General features: G+C 36.1%; 16 protein-coding genes. 15 read left to right on the forward strand and 1 reads right to left on the reverse strand.

Translation table 11 applies throughout. The features are described 5' to 3' along the window. Positions 1–4 precede the first annotated feature (4 nt). From FJQ58_RS03600 to FJQ58_RS32835, 11 genes are all read left to right on the forward strand, one after another. Positions 5–1,837, forward strand: a complete 1,833-nt coding sequence (locus tag FJQ58_RS03600) for a polysaccharide biosynthesis protein (RefSeq protein WP_202915199.1) — start codon at positions 5–7, stop codon at positions 1,835–1,837. A 32-nt stretch (positions 1,838–1,869) separates the two neighbouring features. Then, positions 1,870–2,493, forward strand: coding sequence for an Asp23/Gls24 family envelope stress response protein (locus tag FJQ58_RS03605; protein WP_139991068.1), 624 nt, complete (start codon positions 1,870–1,872; stop codon positions 2,491–2,493). 47 nt (positions 2,494–2,540) lie between these two features. Then, positions 2,541–3,422, forward strand: a complete 882-nt coding sequence (gene galU / locus FJQ58_RS03610; protein WP_274382314.1) for a UTP--glucose-1-phosphate uridylyltransferase GalU — start codon at positions 2,541–2,543, stop codon at positions 3,420–3,422. Between the two features lie 822 nt (positions 3,423–4,244). Continuing rightward, positions 4,245–4,877, forward strand: coding sequence for a sugar transferase (locus FJQ58_RS03615; protein ID WP_139991070.1), 633 nt, complete (start codon positions 4,245–4,247; stop codon positions 4,875–4,877). A gap of 2 nt (positions 4,878–4,879) precedes the next feature. Beyond that, the gene (locus tag FJQ58_RS03620) at positions 4,880–5,818 is read left to right on the forward strand and encodes a glycosyltransferase family 2 protein (RefSeq protein ID WP_139991071.1); all 939 of its coding nucleotides are present in this window, start codon (positions 4,880–4,882) and stop codon (positions 5,816–5,818) included. Between the two features lie 361 nt (positions 5,819–6,179). Further along, positions 6,180–7,313: a polysaccharide pyruvyl transferase family protein gene (locus tag FJQ58_RS03625; protein ID WP_139991072.1), complete on the forward strand. Its 1,134-nt coding sequence runs from the start codon at positions 6,180–6,182 to the stop codon at positions 7,311–7,313. Between the two features lie 13 nt (positions 7,314–7,326). Beyond that, a complete protein-coding gene (locus FJQ58_RS03630) occupies positions 7,327–8,346 on the forward strand; it encodes a glycosyltransferase family 2 protein (RefSeq protein ID WP_162341282.1) in 1,020 nt (339 codons plus the stop codon). A 69-nt stretch (positions 8,347–8,415) separates the two neighbouring features. Continuing rightward, positions 8,416–9,231 carry a glycosyltransferase gene (locus FJQ58_RS03635; protein ID WP_139991074.1) on the forward strand — a complete coding sequence of 272 codons (816 nt, stop codon included), beginning with the start codon at positions 8,416–8,418 and terminating at the stop codon, positions 9,229–9,231. Next, positions 9,228–10,115 carry a glycosyltransferase family 2 protein gene (locus FJQ58_RS03640; RefSeq protein ID WP_139991075.1) on the forward strand — a complete coding sequence of 296 codons (888 nt, stop codon included), beginning with the start codon at positions 9,228–9,230 and terminating at the stop codon, positions 10,113–10,115. The genes FJQ58_RS03635 and FJQ58_RS03640 overlap by 4 nt, the downstream gene beginning before the upstream one ends. 121 nt (positions 10,116–10,236) lie before the next feature. Continuing rightward, the gene (locus tag FJQ58_RS03645; protein ID WP_139991076.1) at positions 10,237–11,415 is read left to right on the forward strand and encodes an O-antigen ligase family protein; all 1,179 of its coding nucleotides are present in this window, start codon (positions 10,237–10,239) and stop codon (positions 11,413–11,415) included. Between the two features lie 289 nt (positions 11,416–11,704). Then, on the forward strand, positions 11,705–11,959 hold the full coding sequence (locus FJQ58_RS32835; RefSeq protein WP_238403769.1) for a hypothetical protein: 255 nt from the start codon (positions 11,705–11,707) through the stop codon (positions 11,957–11,959). 358 nt (positions 11,960–12,317) lie between these two features. On the opposite strand, the gene FJQ58_RS32520 is transcribed toward FJQ58_RS32835, so the two are convergent. Then, on the reverse strand, positions 12,318–12,566 hold the full coding sequence (locus tag FJQ58_RS32520) for a hypothetical protein (RefSeq protein ID WP_238403771.1): 249 nt from the start codon (positions 12,564–12,566) through the stop codon (positions 12,318–12,320). Positions 12,567–13,066: 500 nt separating this feature from the next. Between FJQ58_RS32520 and FJQ58_RS03655 the strand changes: the two genes are divergently transcribed. The 4 genes from FJQ58_RS03655 to galE all read left to right on the forward strand — a co-directional run bounded on the left by FJQ58_RS03655 (position 13,067) and on the right by galE (position 17,247). After that, positions 13,067–14,473 carry a lipopolysaccharide biosynthesis protein gene (locus tag FJQ58_RS03655; RefSeq protein WP_139991077.1) on the forward strand — a complete coding sequence of 469 codons (1,407 nt, stop codon included), beginning with the start codon at positions 13,067–13,069 and terminating at the stop codon, positions 14,471–14,473. Between the two features lie 3 nt (positions 14,474–14,476). Continuing rightward, positions 14,477–15,097 (forward strand): CatB-related O-acetyltransferase, encoded by a 621-nt coding sequence (locus FJQ58_RS03660; protein WP_139991078.1) that lies wholly within the window; start codon positions 14,477–14,479, stop codon positions 15,095–15,097. 102 nt (positions 15,098–15,199) lie between these two features. Beyond that, on the forward strand, positions 15,200–16,003 hold the full coding sequence (locus tag FJQ58_RS03665; protein WP_139991079.1) for a glycosyltransferase family 32 protein: 804 nt from the start codon (positions 15,200–15,202) through the stop codon (positions 16,001–16,003). A gap of 248 nt (positions 16,004–16,251) precedes the next feature. Then, a complete protein-coding gene (galE, locus tag FJQ58_RS03670; RefSeq protein WP_139991080.1) occupies positions 16,252–17,247 on the forward strand; it encodes a UDP-glucose 4-epimerase GalE in 996 nt (331 codons plus the stop codon). Positions 17,248–17,263: the final 16 nt, after the last annotated feature.

Below are 17,263 nucleotides of genomic sequence, written 5' to 3' on the forward strand. Positions count from 1 at the left end.
AGGGATGAATAAAGTGAGCAACAGAAATAGAATGCTAGTTATTTTGGTGGTCGATATTTGCATTATATGGGTAGCGATTGCGATATCCTATATGTTTCGGTTTGATGGAAGTATCCCTCCCTTCTATGAGAACCAGATGCTAGTATTTGCGTTATCTACCACCTTGATCTGCGGCAGCAGTCTAGCTTTTTTTCGTATGTACAGACGAATGTGGCAGTATGCGAGCATTGGGGAAATCATAGAGTTGGCGAAAGCCATTATTATTGGACTTGTTCTTTCTTATGTTGTGACTTATGTATTGTTTGGGAATCGCGTTCCGCTCTCGATCGCATCCCGAACACTGGAGCTTATGATTATATTTATGGGGGGCTCACGCTTCCTTTGGCGCTTAATCCGAGTAAACAGAACAAAAAAGACAGAATTAACAAATAATGTATTAGTTGTAGGCGCAGGCGACTGTGGAGCATTGATCGCAAAGGAAATCATGACAAGCAACAGCTTCTTAGGCAATCGAATTATTGGCTTTATTGACGATGATCCACATAAACGAAATATGCAGGTCGTAGGCTTGCCGGTACTAGGTACACGGATGAACATTGAAGAGGTTGTACATAAATATCAAATCCATGACATCATTATCGCCATGCCTTCCGCTAAGCGGGTGCATATCAGCGATATTATCAATATTTGCAAGCTTTCCGGGGCAAAGGTGAAGATCATTCCTTCCATTAACGATTTCATCAAGGGCAAGCTGGCCGTTCGATCGTTACGAAATGTAGAGGTCGAGGATCTTCTGGGCAGGGAAGCGGTGATGACCGATCTGGAAGGCATCGCGAATTACGTATCGGATAAGGTGGTTCTCGTTACCGGGGCAGGCGGCTCGATTGGCTCGGAGCTATGCCGGCAAATCTCTTCTTTCCAGCCCACCTGTCTTCTGCTTCTGGGACATGGGGAGAACAGCATTTATACGATAGAGATGGAGCTTAGAACCAAGTTCCCGCATCTGAAACTGGAAACCGTTATCGCCGATATTCAGGATCGCAGCCGAATGGATGATGTGTTCCGTAAGTTCCGGCCCCAGGTGGTCTTCCATGCAGCGGCCCATAAGCATGTGCCCCTCATGGAGCGTAATCCATCGGAAGCTGTGAAGAACAATGTATTCGGTACCCGTAACGTAGCCGATTGTGCAGATAAATACAAAGCAGAACGATTCGTAATGATTTCCTCCGATAAGGCAGTTAATCCATCCAGCATTATGGGAGCAACGAAGAGAATTGCAGAGATGTACATACAAAGCATTAACACGATTAGTGAAACCCAGTTCGTAGCGGTCCGGTTCGGCAATGTACTTGGCAGCCGTGGCAGCGTAATCCCAAGATTCAAGGAGCAGATTGCAGCAGGCGGTCCAGTCACCGTTACCCATCCGGATATGGTTAGGTATTTTATGACGATACCAGAAGCCGTACAGTTGGTCATTCAGGCCGGTGCTTTCGCCAAGGGAGGAGAGATCTTCGTACTGGATATGGGCAAGCCGGTACGTATACTCGATCTGGCACAGGATCTTATTAGACTCTCCGGCTATGAACCGAATGTGGATATTGAGATTAACTTCAGCGGTATACGCGAGGGTGAGAAATTGTTCGAGGAGCTGCTAACCGATGAGGAAGCGGTAACATCGACTCAACATGAACGAATTTACATAGGCAAACCAATACATATCAATAGAGTAGAGTTAGAGCTGCAATTTAAGCGAATTGAGAAAGTCATAAGTGAAGATCAGCATTCGATCAAGGATGTTATCGAGCATCTTGTTCCTTTTTATTCCCATGTATCGTAAGCAAACAGTCTATCTTAGCGGAGGCGAATAAGATGAAAAAGTGGAAAAAGGTATTGATTTGGGTTGCATCAATTATTGTGATATTGGGAGTCGGGGGCTTATTTGCAGCAAACTATGCTGTGGATAAGCTTATTTCTTCATTATCGGAGAGCCTTGAGAATGAGATCCTAAATGAAACGATGAATGAGACTGTGGATGGTGCAGTTACGGAAGGAACTGATCCAGTAGCAGGGGCAACGGATGCCCCTGTAACAGATGAAGGCACTCAGGAAACGGATACAGCAGGGGAACCATCTACGAGCCCTGAAAAAACACCAGATACAAACAACGGTACTTCTACAGGTGAGGTTGCTAAACCGTCTGACGGAGGTTATAAAGCAGAAGTTAGTATCGATAAAGCGAAAGATGTTCAGGAAAAAATTACGGTTGGCGAGAAAGCTCAGCTTACATCTGTGTTCTTAAAGGAATTAAGTATGTCTGATATTAAGGAACTACAGGGCTTAGCAAGTGGTGGGCTCAGTGTCGAAGATAAGAAAAAGGCGAGAAGTATCATTTTGGATAAATTATCGCCTGAACAATATGATGAACTCATTCAGATTGCTAAGAAGTATGGATTAAGTCAGGGTAGATCATACGAACAAGTAGTAAAAAAATGAAATTAACATTGTATATAGCTTATGTGACGAAATAGGGGGAGATAATAATGATTGTTCGAAAAGCTATTATTCCAGCTGCAGGGTTAGGAACAAGATTTCTACCAGCAACTAAAGCAATGCCTAAGGAAATGCTTCCAATTGTTGATAAACCTACGATTCAATATATTGTTGAAGAAGCAATTGCGTCTGGGATTGAAGACATAATAATTGTCACTGGTAAAGGAAAAAGAGCAATTGAGGATCATTTTGATAACTCATTTGAATTAGAACAGAATTTATTCGAAAAAGGGAAGTTTGAACTGTTAAACGAAGTGCAGAAGTCATCAAAAATGGTGGATATACATTATATTCGTCAAAAAGAGGCGAGAGGGCTCGGACATGCGATTTGGTGTGCAAGGAAGTTTATTGGAAATGAACCATTTGCAGTGTTGCTAGGTGATGATATCGTGCAAGCTGAAAAACCTTGTTTGAAACAGATGATTGAGCAGTATGACCGGTATAAGTCATCAATTATAGGTGTGCAGAGTGTTCCGATGAACGAAGTATCTAGATATGGAATTATAGACGGGAAAGAGATCCATAATCGTCTTTATAGTGTGAATAATTTAGTAGAGAAGCCTAAGAAGGAAGAAGCACCTTCAAATGTTGCAATAATGGGACGCTATATTCTAAGTTCAAAGATTTTTGGCATTCTTGAGAATCAAAAACCAGGTGCTGGCGGAGAGGTTCAATTAACAGATGCCATTGCGGAATTGAATCGAGTAGAAGCGGTGTATGCTTATGACTTTAAAGGTGTAAGATATGATGTCGGTGAGAAGCTCGGGTTTATTAAAACAACGATTGAAATGGCGCTGCAAAATAATGAATTGAAATTTGAATTATTCGCATTTTTAGAGGAAATTATTGAAAAAAATAAAATAGAAAAATAGATAACGTAGGTTCTATTTCATTTAAAGAATATTATACAGATAAGATGCTGCTTTTGTAGTGATTAGATAGTTTGATAGTAAAATCATAAGCAACTAAGCTGACTAGGAAATTCAATACAGTTTAACTCTAAAAGCTTACATATGAATTGGTTTAAATGTTAATTTTTATTAAGTTTAGTTACCACGTCCTAATTAAGATTTGATAAGTTGCTGCCCCAAATATAAACCTTCGTTGCGGGAAAACCGAATACAATAGTCCTTTGATGTATGTGTGGTAGGTCGCAGGTGAGCGAGGCGTGTCTTTTTATTCCAGCCCTGCTCTTTTTACCGATGGATGAAAAAAGGGTCGAACTCATTAATACTATTAATGAGTGCGTCTTTTGGGTTTTATTTTTTTAGGTATTAAATTAATTGAAAAATATTAATTCTCTAATACTTGTTTTGTTAATTAAATGAACTTGCGGGGAATGAACAGTTACAAGTTAAATTAATATAGAAATAATCAATGAATCTAATTGGATAATAGGGAGAACTGTATATCGTAGTTAGAAGGTACGCTAGATACATTGTGGGAAAGGGATTTGAGGTCTTTTTAGTGAGATTTATAGATTGATTGAAAGGTTTATATGATAGGAAGAAATTCTGTATAGGGTAATTAAATCAAGAATATTTATTCCGCATTTGGTTGTTAGATTGAATAGATATTCGGAAGTGGCTATGAGAAGTGGATACAATTTTAGTGGTTTAGTAGTTGGTTGGAAAGGTGAATGATTTCCAATTAAGTTCTAACTTACTAAATAACTTTCAAGGAGTGTTACAGGCATGTATATGAAAATGAAAAGATTGATAGATGTTATTCTTTCTTTAATTGGACTTATAGTATTGTCATCAATTTATTTATTTCTAATTGTTGCTATTAAGCTAGATTCAAGAGGCCCGGTGCTGTTTAGGCAAAAACGTATTGGCATCAACAAGACACATTTCAATATATTGAAATTTCGAACCATGAGAATAGATACACCGAAGGACACTCCAACTCATTTATTAGATAACCCAGAGCAGTATATCACAAAGATGGGGAAATTCCTAAGAAAAACCTCACTTGATGAGCTTCCTCAGATTTGGAATATATTTGTGGGACATATGAGTATTATTGGGCCAAGACCAGCACTATGGAATCAGTATGACCTGATCGCTGAACGGGATAAGTATGGTGCCAATGATATCCCCCCCGGTTTAACTGGTTGGGCTCAGATTAATGGAAGGGATGAGCTTCCTATCGAGTTTAAGGCAAAGTTAGACGGCGATTATGTTGAGAAGTTTAGCCTTTGGATGGATGTTAAGTGTTTCTTTTTGACCATTGTAAGTGTTTTGAAGAGTGATGGGGTTGTTGAAGGTGGAACTGGAACGAAAAAAACTGATATAGAGTCAGTGAAACAATACGTGGAGATCTAAAAATGAACATTACAACTATGATTCATAAAGAGAAAGATATGTCATCGCATAACTCTCCTAAGGTATCAATTATTGTAGCAACATATAGACGAAAAGAAGCACTGAAAAAAGCTTTACAATCTTTAATTACACAGTCGTACTCTAATTTTGAAATTATCGTGGTTGATGACAATGCTGATGTTGAATGGAATACTGAAATCGATAATATTGTTAACAGTATGAAGATCTCAGACAATGTGGAAATTATATATATCCAGAACAAGAATAATAAAGGGTCTGCAGAAACTAGAAATATAGGAATTAAGGTAGCTACAGGCGAGTATGTAACTTTTTTAGATGATGATGATATTTATTTACCCGACAAATTAAGGAAACAAGTTGAGCATATGTCTAAAGAAGGTGCAGACTTTTCACTCACAGACTTATGGCTCTATGATGAAAAAGATAAGCTGATTGAAAAACGTATTAGAGACTATATTAAAGATTTTTCATCAGAAAGTTTGACGAGATATCATCTAATGTATCATATGACAGGAACAGATGTCATGATGTTTAAAAAGAAATATCTGATAGATATTGGGCTGTTTTCTCAAATTAATGTTGGAGATGAGTTCTATTTAATGCAGAAGGCAATAGACGGGAAAGGGATTTTTAGTTATTTGCCTGGATGTGAGGTTAAAGCTTATGTACACAGTGAAACAGACGGGTTATCTAGTGGGGATGGGAAAATAAAAGGCGAGAATCAACTTTATGAATATAAAAAGAAATACTTTGATAGACTAACACAAAAAGAACAAAGGTATATAAAAATGAGACATTATGCTGTATTAGCTTTTGCGGAGCTCCGAAGGAAAAGGTATTTTTATATGATTAAAAACTTAAGTCTTTCTTTGATATTTTCCCCTACAAAACTTATAAATCTATTTATAAATAGGAAATAGCGAAGGTACGCTAAATATCATTTAGTAACACAACTTTCTCCACTTGTAAAACTTGAAATTAGCGTATTCTGTTGAATTGCTGAATATTAAGTAATGCATCATACGACCGAAACAGATACTATGTTATTTTTAAAAAGTATCATACGGAAAATGATGGATTAGATGCAATTGACGTTGAGGTGAAATTTGATTTAATGTTAAAGGCTATAGAGACAGAGGCGAATTCTCTTATCTTCCGGAATGAGATAGTGCATACAGGCGAGGGTGCTCTATCATGCAGAGATGGAAAAATAGAGGGCAATAATCAGCTATTAAATGCAAATAATTTTTTTGTTGAATTGATTGTCAAGAGGAGAACGTTATGAAAAAAATTGGAATATCTACTGTACACACTGGATTTAATTATGGTTCGGCATTGCAGGCATATGCAAGTAAGGTGATCTTGAATGAACTGGGATATCAGGGAATCAATATTTCATTAATAGGTAGTCTTATCAAAGGTAGGGATGTAAGACTAAAGAAAGTCGCTGTTATCGCTATTAGGCTTTTGAAACAACCTCATAATATTAAAAAAAGAGTTAACGTTTATAGTGATAACATGAGTAAACCCTATTCTGAACACTCAAAAGAGTTATTCAAAACTTTTAGACTTAAAAAAATTCAACCATATTACTGTACATGGAATCAATTAAAGCGCCTTGCAAAGAGTAATGATTTTAAGGCGTTTTTGTGCGGAAGTGATCAGATTTGGAATGCAGAAGCATTATATGTAGATCCTCAGTATTACTTAAGATTTGCGCCAAAAGAGAAAAGAATTGCATTTTCTCCAAGTTTTGGAAGAGATAAAATTGCTGATTACAATAAGAGTATAATCACAAAATACATTTCAGATATCCCGAATCTTTCAGTGCGAGAAGAATCTGGTGTTTCTATAATTAAGGAATTGACTAATAAGGATGCTGCTCATTTGATTGATCCTACGTTGTTGCTAGATGGAACAAAGTGGGATAAATATTTGGAATTAAATGAAGACGTGTCAGACAGTGAACAGTATATATTAGCGTACTTTTTAAATGAACCATCTGATTACGCAATAGAGTGTATCAAGAAATTAACCCAAAATAATAAACTGAAGGTAATAGCCCTTCCTTATCAAAGAGAAATGACCGATTGGTTCGATATTGCACCGGATGCCGGACCTGTTGAATTCGTCCAGTATGTTAAAAATGCCTCTTACGTTTGCACGGATTCGTTTCACGGGACAGCATTTGCCGTTAATTATAGAGTACCTTTTTACACATTTGAAAGACAATATGGCTCTGCTGGAAAACAATCATCCCGATTGGTTTCATTTCTGAAATTGGTGTCATTAGATGAGCGATTTAATCCAACCATGGAGTTATTAGATTCACCGATTGATTTCAGTAATAGTAAAGTTGTCCTTGAGAAAGAAAGGATGAAATCTGTGGAGTTCCTTGTAAATGCTCTACGGTAGATGGAGGGGGAAAATGGTAGGTAATCATGATAATGAAACTTCAAAGTTCCTGGTTTCAATAATCATTCCAGCATATAATGTGGGGAAGTATATAGAAAAGTGTCTTTTATCCGTATTAGATCAAAGCTATACAAATATTGAAGTAATTGTTGTGGATGATGGATCAACAGACAAAACAGGACAACTTATAGATTGTGTTTCGCAACAAGACAGCAGAGTTCGTGTTATACACAAAAAAAATGCCGGGGTTAGTGCTGCAAGAAATAGTGGCATTGAAATATCGACGGGAGATTATTTGGTTTTTGTGGATGGAGATGATTATATTGCACAGGATTATGTTGAGTACATGCTTAGTATAATTGAAAATACAGGCTCGGAATTCTGCCTTTCAAAATGTTGCTATACCAAGAGTGGTGAAAAGCAAACTGAAAGCGAATATATAAAGAAATTACAATCAGAAGATGCGACAGCACTACTTATATCACCAGATGTTATTGTGGGGTGTTGGAATAAAATTTTTAAACGAAGTTTAATAGTTAACAACAATTTATGGTTTTCGACTAATTTATTTTATGGAGAAGGACTGACCTTTATTACCACTGTATCACAAATATCTAAATTTGTTGGTGTAGGAAATCGCAAAGTTTACTATTACAGACGAAACAACGAAGCATCAGCAACAACAAAGTTCGATATCAATAAGTTATATAACGGTGAAAAAGCATTAGTCAACATTAGAAAGCAAGTTATATTAAACAGTTCGAAAGTCAAGACAATGCAAGATTTGCACCTCTGTCTTTTTTACTTAGGGGCTATAGTGAAAATTAAGAAATACGATTTGGAGAAGAAACATCAGAAAGATTATAAAAGATGGAGCTCCTACTTAAGACGCAATACCTTTAGACTCATGACAAAAAGGGAAATATCACTTTATAGAAAAATGATGTTGCTTGGTGGTTGTGTAAGTCCTTGGATAATGATGAAACTAGATACTTATAGAAGGCACCAGATATCAGAAAAAAGCGTTGAATAGATGTGAGGGTGAAAAAAATTTCAACTTATTTATCTGAAGGTAAAATAAGGGAAAAATTTGGAGGTGCATATGCTATCAATTCAAATATTGGTATCAACGATGAGACAAAAAGACTTTTCGTTGATTGAGAATATGAATATACAAACTGATGCAATAATTATTAACCAATGTGATCACTATGAGTATCATGAACTTAAAAAAGACAATTTTACAATTAAGTGGTTTGATGTGGCAGAAAGGGGACTTTCTCGTAGTAGAAATGTGGCACTGTCAAAAGCAACGGGAGATATTTGTCTTTTAGTTGACGATGATGAAATATTGAAAGATGGGTATGCTGATATTATATTATCCGAGTTTGAAAAAAATCCGATGGTCGGACTATTTACCTTTAATCTTAAATCAATAGGTAATGTGAGTAAGCGGTATATTAATAAGCAAAGGAAAAGATTGCGTTTCTTCAATATTATGAGATACGGATCTGCAAGAATAGCCTTTAGACGTTCGTCAATTATTAATAGAAGGATATGTTTTGCACCAAATTTTGGGGCTGGCGCCAATATTTCGTGCGGTGAAGACTCTTTGTTTTTACATGATTGTTTACAAAGAGGAATAATTGCACATTCATCGCCTGAATATGTTGCGGATATAGATGATGGGGATGGAAATTCAAGTTGGTTTACAGGCTATACGGAAAAATATTTTATCGATCTAGGAGCTGTTTATGCAGCTATGTCTCCTGGATTTTGTTACTTGTGGATTTTTCAGTTCGTAATTCGTCACAAATCCAAAACTAGCGAATTAGGATTTTATAAGTGTTTGTCGTTGATGCTGAAAGGCAAACATTTATATAACAGAATGATTATTGACGAGGTAAATAATATATGATAACAGTATTGACTCCAACGTACAATAGAGGCTATATCCTGAAGAATGCTTATGAGTCTTTATGTAGCCAAACAAATAATGACTTTGAGTGGGTGATTGTGGATGATGGATCAACCGATGAAACTTCACAATTAGTAGAAACTTGGATAAAACAAACACTTGATTTTAAAATTCATTATTTTAAGCAACCTAATGGTGGAAAGCATAGGGCTGTTAATTTTGGGGTTTCAAAAGCCAAAGGAGAATATATATTAATACTAGATAGCGATGATTATCTTACTTCTGATGCAATTGCATTTGTTTCAAGTCATTTAAAAGAGGTTGCTAGTAACGATTTCGCGGGGATTTCTGGGTTAAAAGGCTGGAGTAATAGTCCTAGGGTAATTGGCGATCAAGATAATGATGATACTTTTATAGATGCTACTAACATAGAAAGAACAAAAAAAGGACTAGAAGGTGATAAAGCAGAAGTGTATAAGAGAGACATTTTAATAGAGTATCCATTTCCTGAGTTTCAGGGGGAAAATTTTTTGAGAGAATCCGCATCATGGGATCGAATTGCTTTGGACGGATATAAGATACGCTGGTATAATCATGTGATTTGTAAGTGTAATTATTTAGATGACGGATTAACCCAAAAAAACAATGTTGAAATGTATGTCAATAACTATCAGGGATTTATTTATTGTACTCAGTTATCACTAAAAACTGCTAGTTTTCCTTATAATTTGATAAAAATAGGTCAGTTTGAAGAAGTGGCAAAGGCCAGTGGTAACTCAAATGGTGAAATTTGTAAAACTTTGAATATTGGTTACTTAAAATTAATAAATGGAATTATATTGTTTAAAACTAGAAGGATAATTATGACAATCTTAAATAAATAATGCGAAATTATTGGTTACTTAAAATTACTAATTAAAATAATAGCCACGATTTGTTTTGCGGTTTAATTCGCCAGTGATCTTGCATGTAATCTGGACAATAATCCAAAAGGTTGATTCAATTATGAAAACAGATAAAAGTATAGGTATAATAATTATGTACATTCTTATCATTACACCTTTTATTGGAATTGGCGGAATAAATATTTTATTTAGCAGTGCTATTTTAGATGGATTTAAAGTATTATCAGTTTTTATTTCTATTATATTACTGTTTCGCAAGGGAATTATAAAGTTTGACTTCTTTACAATCTGTTTTGCGTTATATCAAATGGAAATATTTATGGTAACAACATACAATCAGGGTTTTAGCTTCGGAGTTATGACGTCGTGCCTGGCTGCTTCGTTATTTGTGTTTTTAATGATTAGGGATTGGGAACACATATTAAAAGCTATTTCTGCTATTACTGCTGTAATAGTTATTATAAATTTTATTTCAGTTCTACAAATTGGTAGAGACGATTATGCAATGTATTTTGTTGGTACAAAGAATAGACTTTCTATGGTTCTGATTCCCGCGATGCTTCTTCGGGTTGTCTACTCAATAAACAAGTATGGTAAGATTAACCATTTCACTATAATACTCTTTATTTTGGCGGCACTTTCAGTAATTATTGCAGGAAGTGGAACAGGAATAGTTGTAGCAGCAGTAGCTGTTATCTTAGCCTTACTTTTTTATAGATTTAGAGTAAATAAAATGATTGTATTATACGGTACTTTTTCTTTTTATTTTCTATTGCTAGTGTTTACTAGTATTTTAGCTCAGAATCAATACTGGATTGAGTTTACTACGTTTTTGGGCAAAGATAGCAACCTAACTTATAGGACAGTTATTTGGCAAGGTGTTTTTGATTATCTAGGTAACAACCCATTATTTGGGTATGGAAGAGGTGCGGAAATTATATTTCCGAATGCTTATGGCGGATATAATATTGTTACGGAGGCCCATAATTTTGTTGTGGAAATTTTTTTAGAAGGCGGAATATTGGCTTTCCTTTTGTATATCCTTGGATTTTTTAAAGCTATAAGCCATATCAATATAAAAGATTTAAAAGGGAAATATGTTTTATTAGCTGTCGTAATGGTACTTGTTAATGGATTAACAGAATCAATTAATAATCATATATTAGTTGTTCTCACAATAGCGTTAGCGAATAGTTATGTGTATGTGAAATCAAATGATACTGGACAGTCAAAAGTTCTAAGCATTAAGAGGCTAGCGAATCAGCGTGGCTATCAGTGATTTCCTGCTATGCTTGAATTATTTGGAATATGGATAAATGCGGGTTGCGAGCAAACAAACGAAAAATAGATTTGCGCAAATAAACCATGACTATTGCTTCGGAAACAATGGTGTTGGAAGGCGTTCTCAGATATCGGAAAAATAGGCTTGGAACGAGGGACGAATAACGTACTGTCACCAGTTGCAACAGACCCATGGCAATGCAACTGCACATGACGTAGCATTTAATAGCTTTGACCGTTAATCGAAAGTTTTCCTTATCCCGCTCATCGGTTACGGACTCCAGAGGATGAGGTTCTCCCTTTCTCAAGTAGCGCATCAGCTTCGGCATAAATTTGCTCCAGAACTGGTAGCTGAATCCGCTGATTACCTGTTTCATTTCACGGAATGTGCATTCGATCCTGAAGCGGTATCCGTACAAGCGAATGATGTCCGTCCCTTCCAAAGTCAGGTCGGTACTCACGAGGATGGACAACTGGTCACCAAACCGAACCAGGACAAAACGCAGTTCCTGGTGCAGCCGCTGTCCCCACAGCATATCTAGACACATGTATTGGATGGTTTCTTCCTTCCCATAAATCGTCACTGTAGCTGTTTGAAACTCTGCAGCACGGCTCTGAAACAGGGACTTCAGTTGGACGGCAGCTCCCTTTTTTCGTGAGCTGCCTCGTTCTTTCTTCTCTTTTGAAGGATGCTCATACGCGACTGCGTTTGACTTGTTTTTCGAAACGATGTGCGTCCGAGTCTCCAGGCGCGTTTAGCTCGTTCAAGCGCTCCAGCGCAGGAACGGACAGGAAATAGCGATCCAACAGGAACAGGGCTTTCCCGAGTGTCTTGGCAGCCGAAAAGCCCTGTTCGATCATCTGTACAACAAGCGAATGCTGGGACTCAGAGGGTTCGTTCTAGCTGAATATGGTTTTCACGTCATTTTGCAGATTAATGAACAACGGCAAGCAAAACCACTTTTGTGGTGTTCCCATAAGAATGCCAACAGCGCCAAACAGATGACCAAAGATGTATTCCGCCTTGGAGAAATTCTCAGATTCCTGATGAAGTTTCTTGACACCAGGCATCCGCCGAGCTTCCTTTGTCTGCTTCATCCCATCGCCGATAAGTACAGCCGTTTCGTTAATATAAAGGAGTGAGGCCATTTGCATCACGACCTGAAGCCAAGTTAACCGAAGAGACTCCAAAGACCACGCTGAAGAACAAAAGAAATGGATAAGGCTCTCACAGTAATGGGGCTGCAAAGACAAATCACGGATTAAGGAGGTCATACCCAGACGATCTGAGCGCAACATGAGGCCGATGGTGGTAACAACAAATCATAGGTAAGCAGTTCCTCTGTAGCAGCAAGGGCGAAATTGATGCAAGATAGAATCGATATATTTTAACACGGTTTGGTGAATCGCTTAAGAATCAGGTGAACTACTAAATGTAATCTTTTCGGCGATTGATCTCGTTTTTTGGTGTGGGAACCTTAGGTTATCATGTCTTCGCTTGATTGGGTTATTTTTCTATGAGAACTTCCCACTGTCCAGAAAAAATAGTAAACATTATGTTTAGATTCCATTATGAGCATTTAGATCACATTAATAGTCTAAGTTATAGATTCTACTGAAACAAGCTAAAGGGAAAGGTAGGTAAAATATTGAGGCTTAAACGATTTATAAAAACCGCATTGGTTTTTTTAACTGGTAATGTTCTTATTAAGCTTGTTTCATTTTTGTTATTGCCGTTATATACAAATAATTTAAGTCCTGATCAGTTTGGATCCTATGATTTTGTAATGACCATTATCAATTTGATTGCACCTATCGCTTTCTTTCAAATATGGGATGGGATGTATAGATATGCGTTTGATTACGACAAGAAACAAGATAAACAAAATGTAATTACTAATTCAATTGTCGTATGCTTATTCGGTTGTGTTATCTATTTTGCTTTATTTTCTTTGGTACAATATTTTTTTGAATTTCAGTATTTTGAGTATATTATTATTTATGGTTTGTTGTATGCTCTAAATTATTTGTACACATACACAGCAAGAATATTCTTGGCAAATAAGCTATTTGTGTTTTCAGGTGTTATTGGAACATTAACAACAGCCTTGCTGAACATAGCGTTTATTGTTGGCTTAGGTTGGGATATTAAATCTATTTATGTTTCATCAATCATTGGTATTATTATTCAATTACTCATAATAGAATTGAAAGTTGGAGTACTGCGCCATTTTAGAATAAGCAAAACGGATTATGCACTAATAGTGCAAATGATTAAGTTTTCATTCCCCCTTTGTATTGCAACGATTTCATACTGGCTTTTGAGCGGATATACAAAGTTTTTAGTCATAAATTTTAATGGAGATTCTGCAAATGGTATATATGCAATAGCAAATAAGTTTTCATCTATGATTACACTGCTTGTATCCGTTTTGCAATTTGCCTGGAATGAAACTGCGTATTTAATGACAAATGAAAGTGAACGAAAAAAAAATTATCCTATATTTATAGATATTATGACAACGGGTGTGGCATATGGAGTCGCAGTGTTTATCCTTGTATCTAAAGTTATTTTTCCGTATGTGATAAGCGATCAATATCACGAGGCTATATATCTAGTTCCTGCAACTGTGATAGGAGTAGGTGCAAATTCTTTGGCAGGTTTTTTAGGAACATTATTTATGACAGAAAAAAAAACCAACTACATCCTCATAAGTACACTACTTTCAAGTTTGGTTAATATTATATTAGGTTATTTTGCTACCAAGTATTATGGCGTTTATGGAGCTGCCGTGGTGTTAGCTTTAAGTTTTGTTATACTTATGGTTCTTAGATTGACTAAACTAAAAAGGATGTATGATATAAATCTGAAAGTAGTAAAATTAGCATCGCTACTTTCGGTAATTGCTATTTCAACATTGGCATTCTTCTTGTTAGATTCAAATGTAGAAATAATAGTAGTAATTCTCATTATTATATTAATGTTTGTTTTCAGTATGCGTGAATACTTCAAATATATTAAAAATTTGATTTTACCCAATAAAAGGGGGGAGTAAAATATGTTAAGAGATATTAAAAAAATGATGAAATATATTATAAAGGTTTTTTTACTTTCAATATATAACAGAAAAGCAGGAACAAAGATTTATAGTACTAAAGCTAGTCTTAAAGCAACATACGGAAAAGGAGTATTGATAGCAGAAAATTCTATAGTTACTGATGATGTATCAATAGGAATGAATAGTTATATAAATAAAAATTCAAGTTTAGAAAACTGTGAAATAGGTAACTACTGTTCAATTTCCAGTGGTGTATATATTAATCCCTTTGAACATGATCTTTATAAAAGAACAACGCATCCTTTTGCTGGGGGACCTACAGAAAAAAGAAATAAAGTTAAAATAGGACACGATGTGCTGATTAGTCTTAATGCAATTGTGTTAGAAGGAGTAAACATTGGTAATGGAGCGGTAATAGCAGCAGGCGCAGTTGTAACTAAGGATGTTGAGCCGTATGAAATTGTAGGTGGAGTACCATCTAAGCACATTGGTTGGAGATTTACTGAATTTGAGCGCAATAAAATCATGCAAACGAATTGGTGGTTTGATGATATTGAAGTGTTAGGAAAGAATTTGGAGTATTTCAACTGTAAAATTAGTGATTTTAAGACTAGGATATAGTTGTAATAATAATATACGAAGATTATTCTATTAGTTTTGATGTGTTTTGATAGTTGAGTGCTCTTTACAAAAATGGCGGGAAAATGATTCGGAGGAGAGAAATTGATACCTAAGATAATACATTATTGCTGGTTTGGTGGAAATCCATTGCCAGAAAGTGCCTTAAAATGTATCGAGAGTTGGAAGAAATATTGCCCGGATTATGAAATCATTCAATGGAATGAGACAAATTATGATGTTACCAAAAACAGATATATGTATGAAGCTTATCAAAATAAGAAGTACGGATTTGTTCCGGATTATGCAAGATTAGATATAGTCTACACCCATGGAGGTATTTATTTAGATACGGATGTTGAATTATTAAAACCGTTTGATGACTTGCTGAAATTGGACGCGTTTTGTGGAGTAGAACAAAATTCTAAATATGTTGCGCTTGGACTTGGTTTTGGTGGTACCATTGGGAATAAGACACTAAAATGTATGTTGGATGCATATAACACGATGAGTTTTATTAAGGATGGGGAGCCTGATTTGACTCCAGCCCCTAAAATTAATACAAAAGCATTGTACTCCTTAGGATATAACTATAAGGAGGGTGTGTTTAATTGTGGAGAACTAACAGTATTCCCTAGTGAATATTTTTGTCCACAAGATTTTGAAACGGGGAAATTAACTATTACTGCTAATACGCATACGATTCATCACTACGATTCTTCATGGTATTCTCCTGTAGAGACATATGCTTTTGATTTGAAAAAGAAAATTCCGAAAATATTACCGAAACGTTTTTCTGGTTATATGGCTCATTTCATTGCACAATGTAAATATAATGGAATAACTTACGCATTTAAAAAGGCGATAAAAAAAATAGTTGCTGGGACCAGATTAAGAGGTCATCGTTGACATGAGGTTTGCCGTGATATTGCCGTGTCATAAAGTAGGTGAGATTCCCGCTGAAAAATGTTTAACAAATAACTCATAGCGAGTCTTGGACACCATCGTGTAACTTTTGATGTTAAGCTTTGAAATTAGATACTAGACGGGAAGCGTAAATGACTAGGTGCTTTATTTGCTATGGGAATTCTGGGCCCTTGGTACAATAACGTATTAAAGTGCTAAGCAGTAAGTTTTTTGAACGGGGGGATAATTTCATGAATATATTAGTAACCGGCGGCGCCGGATATATAGGGTCACATACCTGTATTGCTCTTTTTGAAGCAGGACATTCAGTGATTATTGCCGATAATCTTTGCAATAGTAAGCATGAGACTATAATGAAAATCATGGATATAGCTGATAGAGAAGTTACTTTTTACGAGATTGATGTAACAGATGCAGAAGCTGTTGATATTATATTCAGAAATTACAAGATTGATGGAGTTATTCATTTTGCTGGCCTTAAGGCAGTAGGTGAATCAACAGAGAAGCCTCTGGAATATTATTACAATAACATCGTAAGTACAATGGTTCTTACAAAAGCTTGTCAAAAATATGGTGTAACTAGATTTGTTTTTAGCTCATCTGCAACAGTTTACGGGGATAATAAAGTTCCATTTGTCGAGACTATGGATCTTCTACCAACGACTAATCCTTATGGTGAAACGAAAGCAATGATTGAGCGAATCTTAACTGACATAGTCAAAGCAAATCCTGCTTTCTCAGTTTCACTCCTACGATACTTTAATCCAGTAGGAGCCCATGAGAGCGGTTTAATTGGTGAAGCTCCTAATGGAATTCCAAATAATCTTATGCCGTATGTAACTCAAGTGGCGAAAGGTAGACTTGAGAAATTACGTGTGTTTGGAAATGACTATCCAACAGTAGACGGTACAGGAGTTCGTGATTATATCCATGTAGTGGATCTGGCTGAAGGGCATGTTGCTGCATTGGAAAACCTAACTGAAGGTGTCCATGTTTATAATTTGGGAACCGGAAAAGGTACTAGTGTACTAGAATTAGTGAAAGCTTTTGAAGAAGCTAATGATATTGAAGTCCCTTATGAAATCGTGGATCGAAGACCTGGGGATATTGCTTCATGCTATGCAGATGCTTCAACAGCAAAGCAGGAACTAGGCTGGACAGCAAAGCGTGACATTATTGCTATGTGTCGGGATGCTTGGCGATTTGAAAAGGGATATGGGGAGTAGTGTTTTTTATTATATT

Origin of the sequence: Paenibacillus paridis (genome assembly GCF_006345825.1) — a bacterium.
GTDB lineage: Bacteria > Bacillota > Bacilli > Paenibacillales > Paenibacillaceae > Pristimantibacillus > Pristimantibacillus paridis.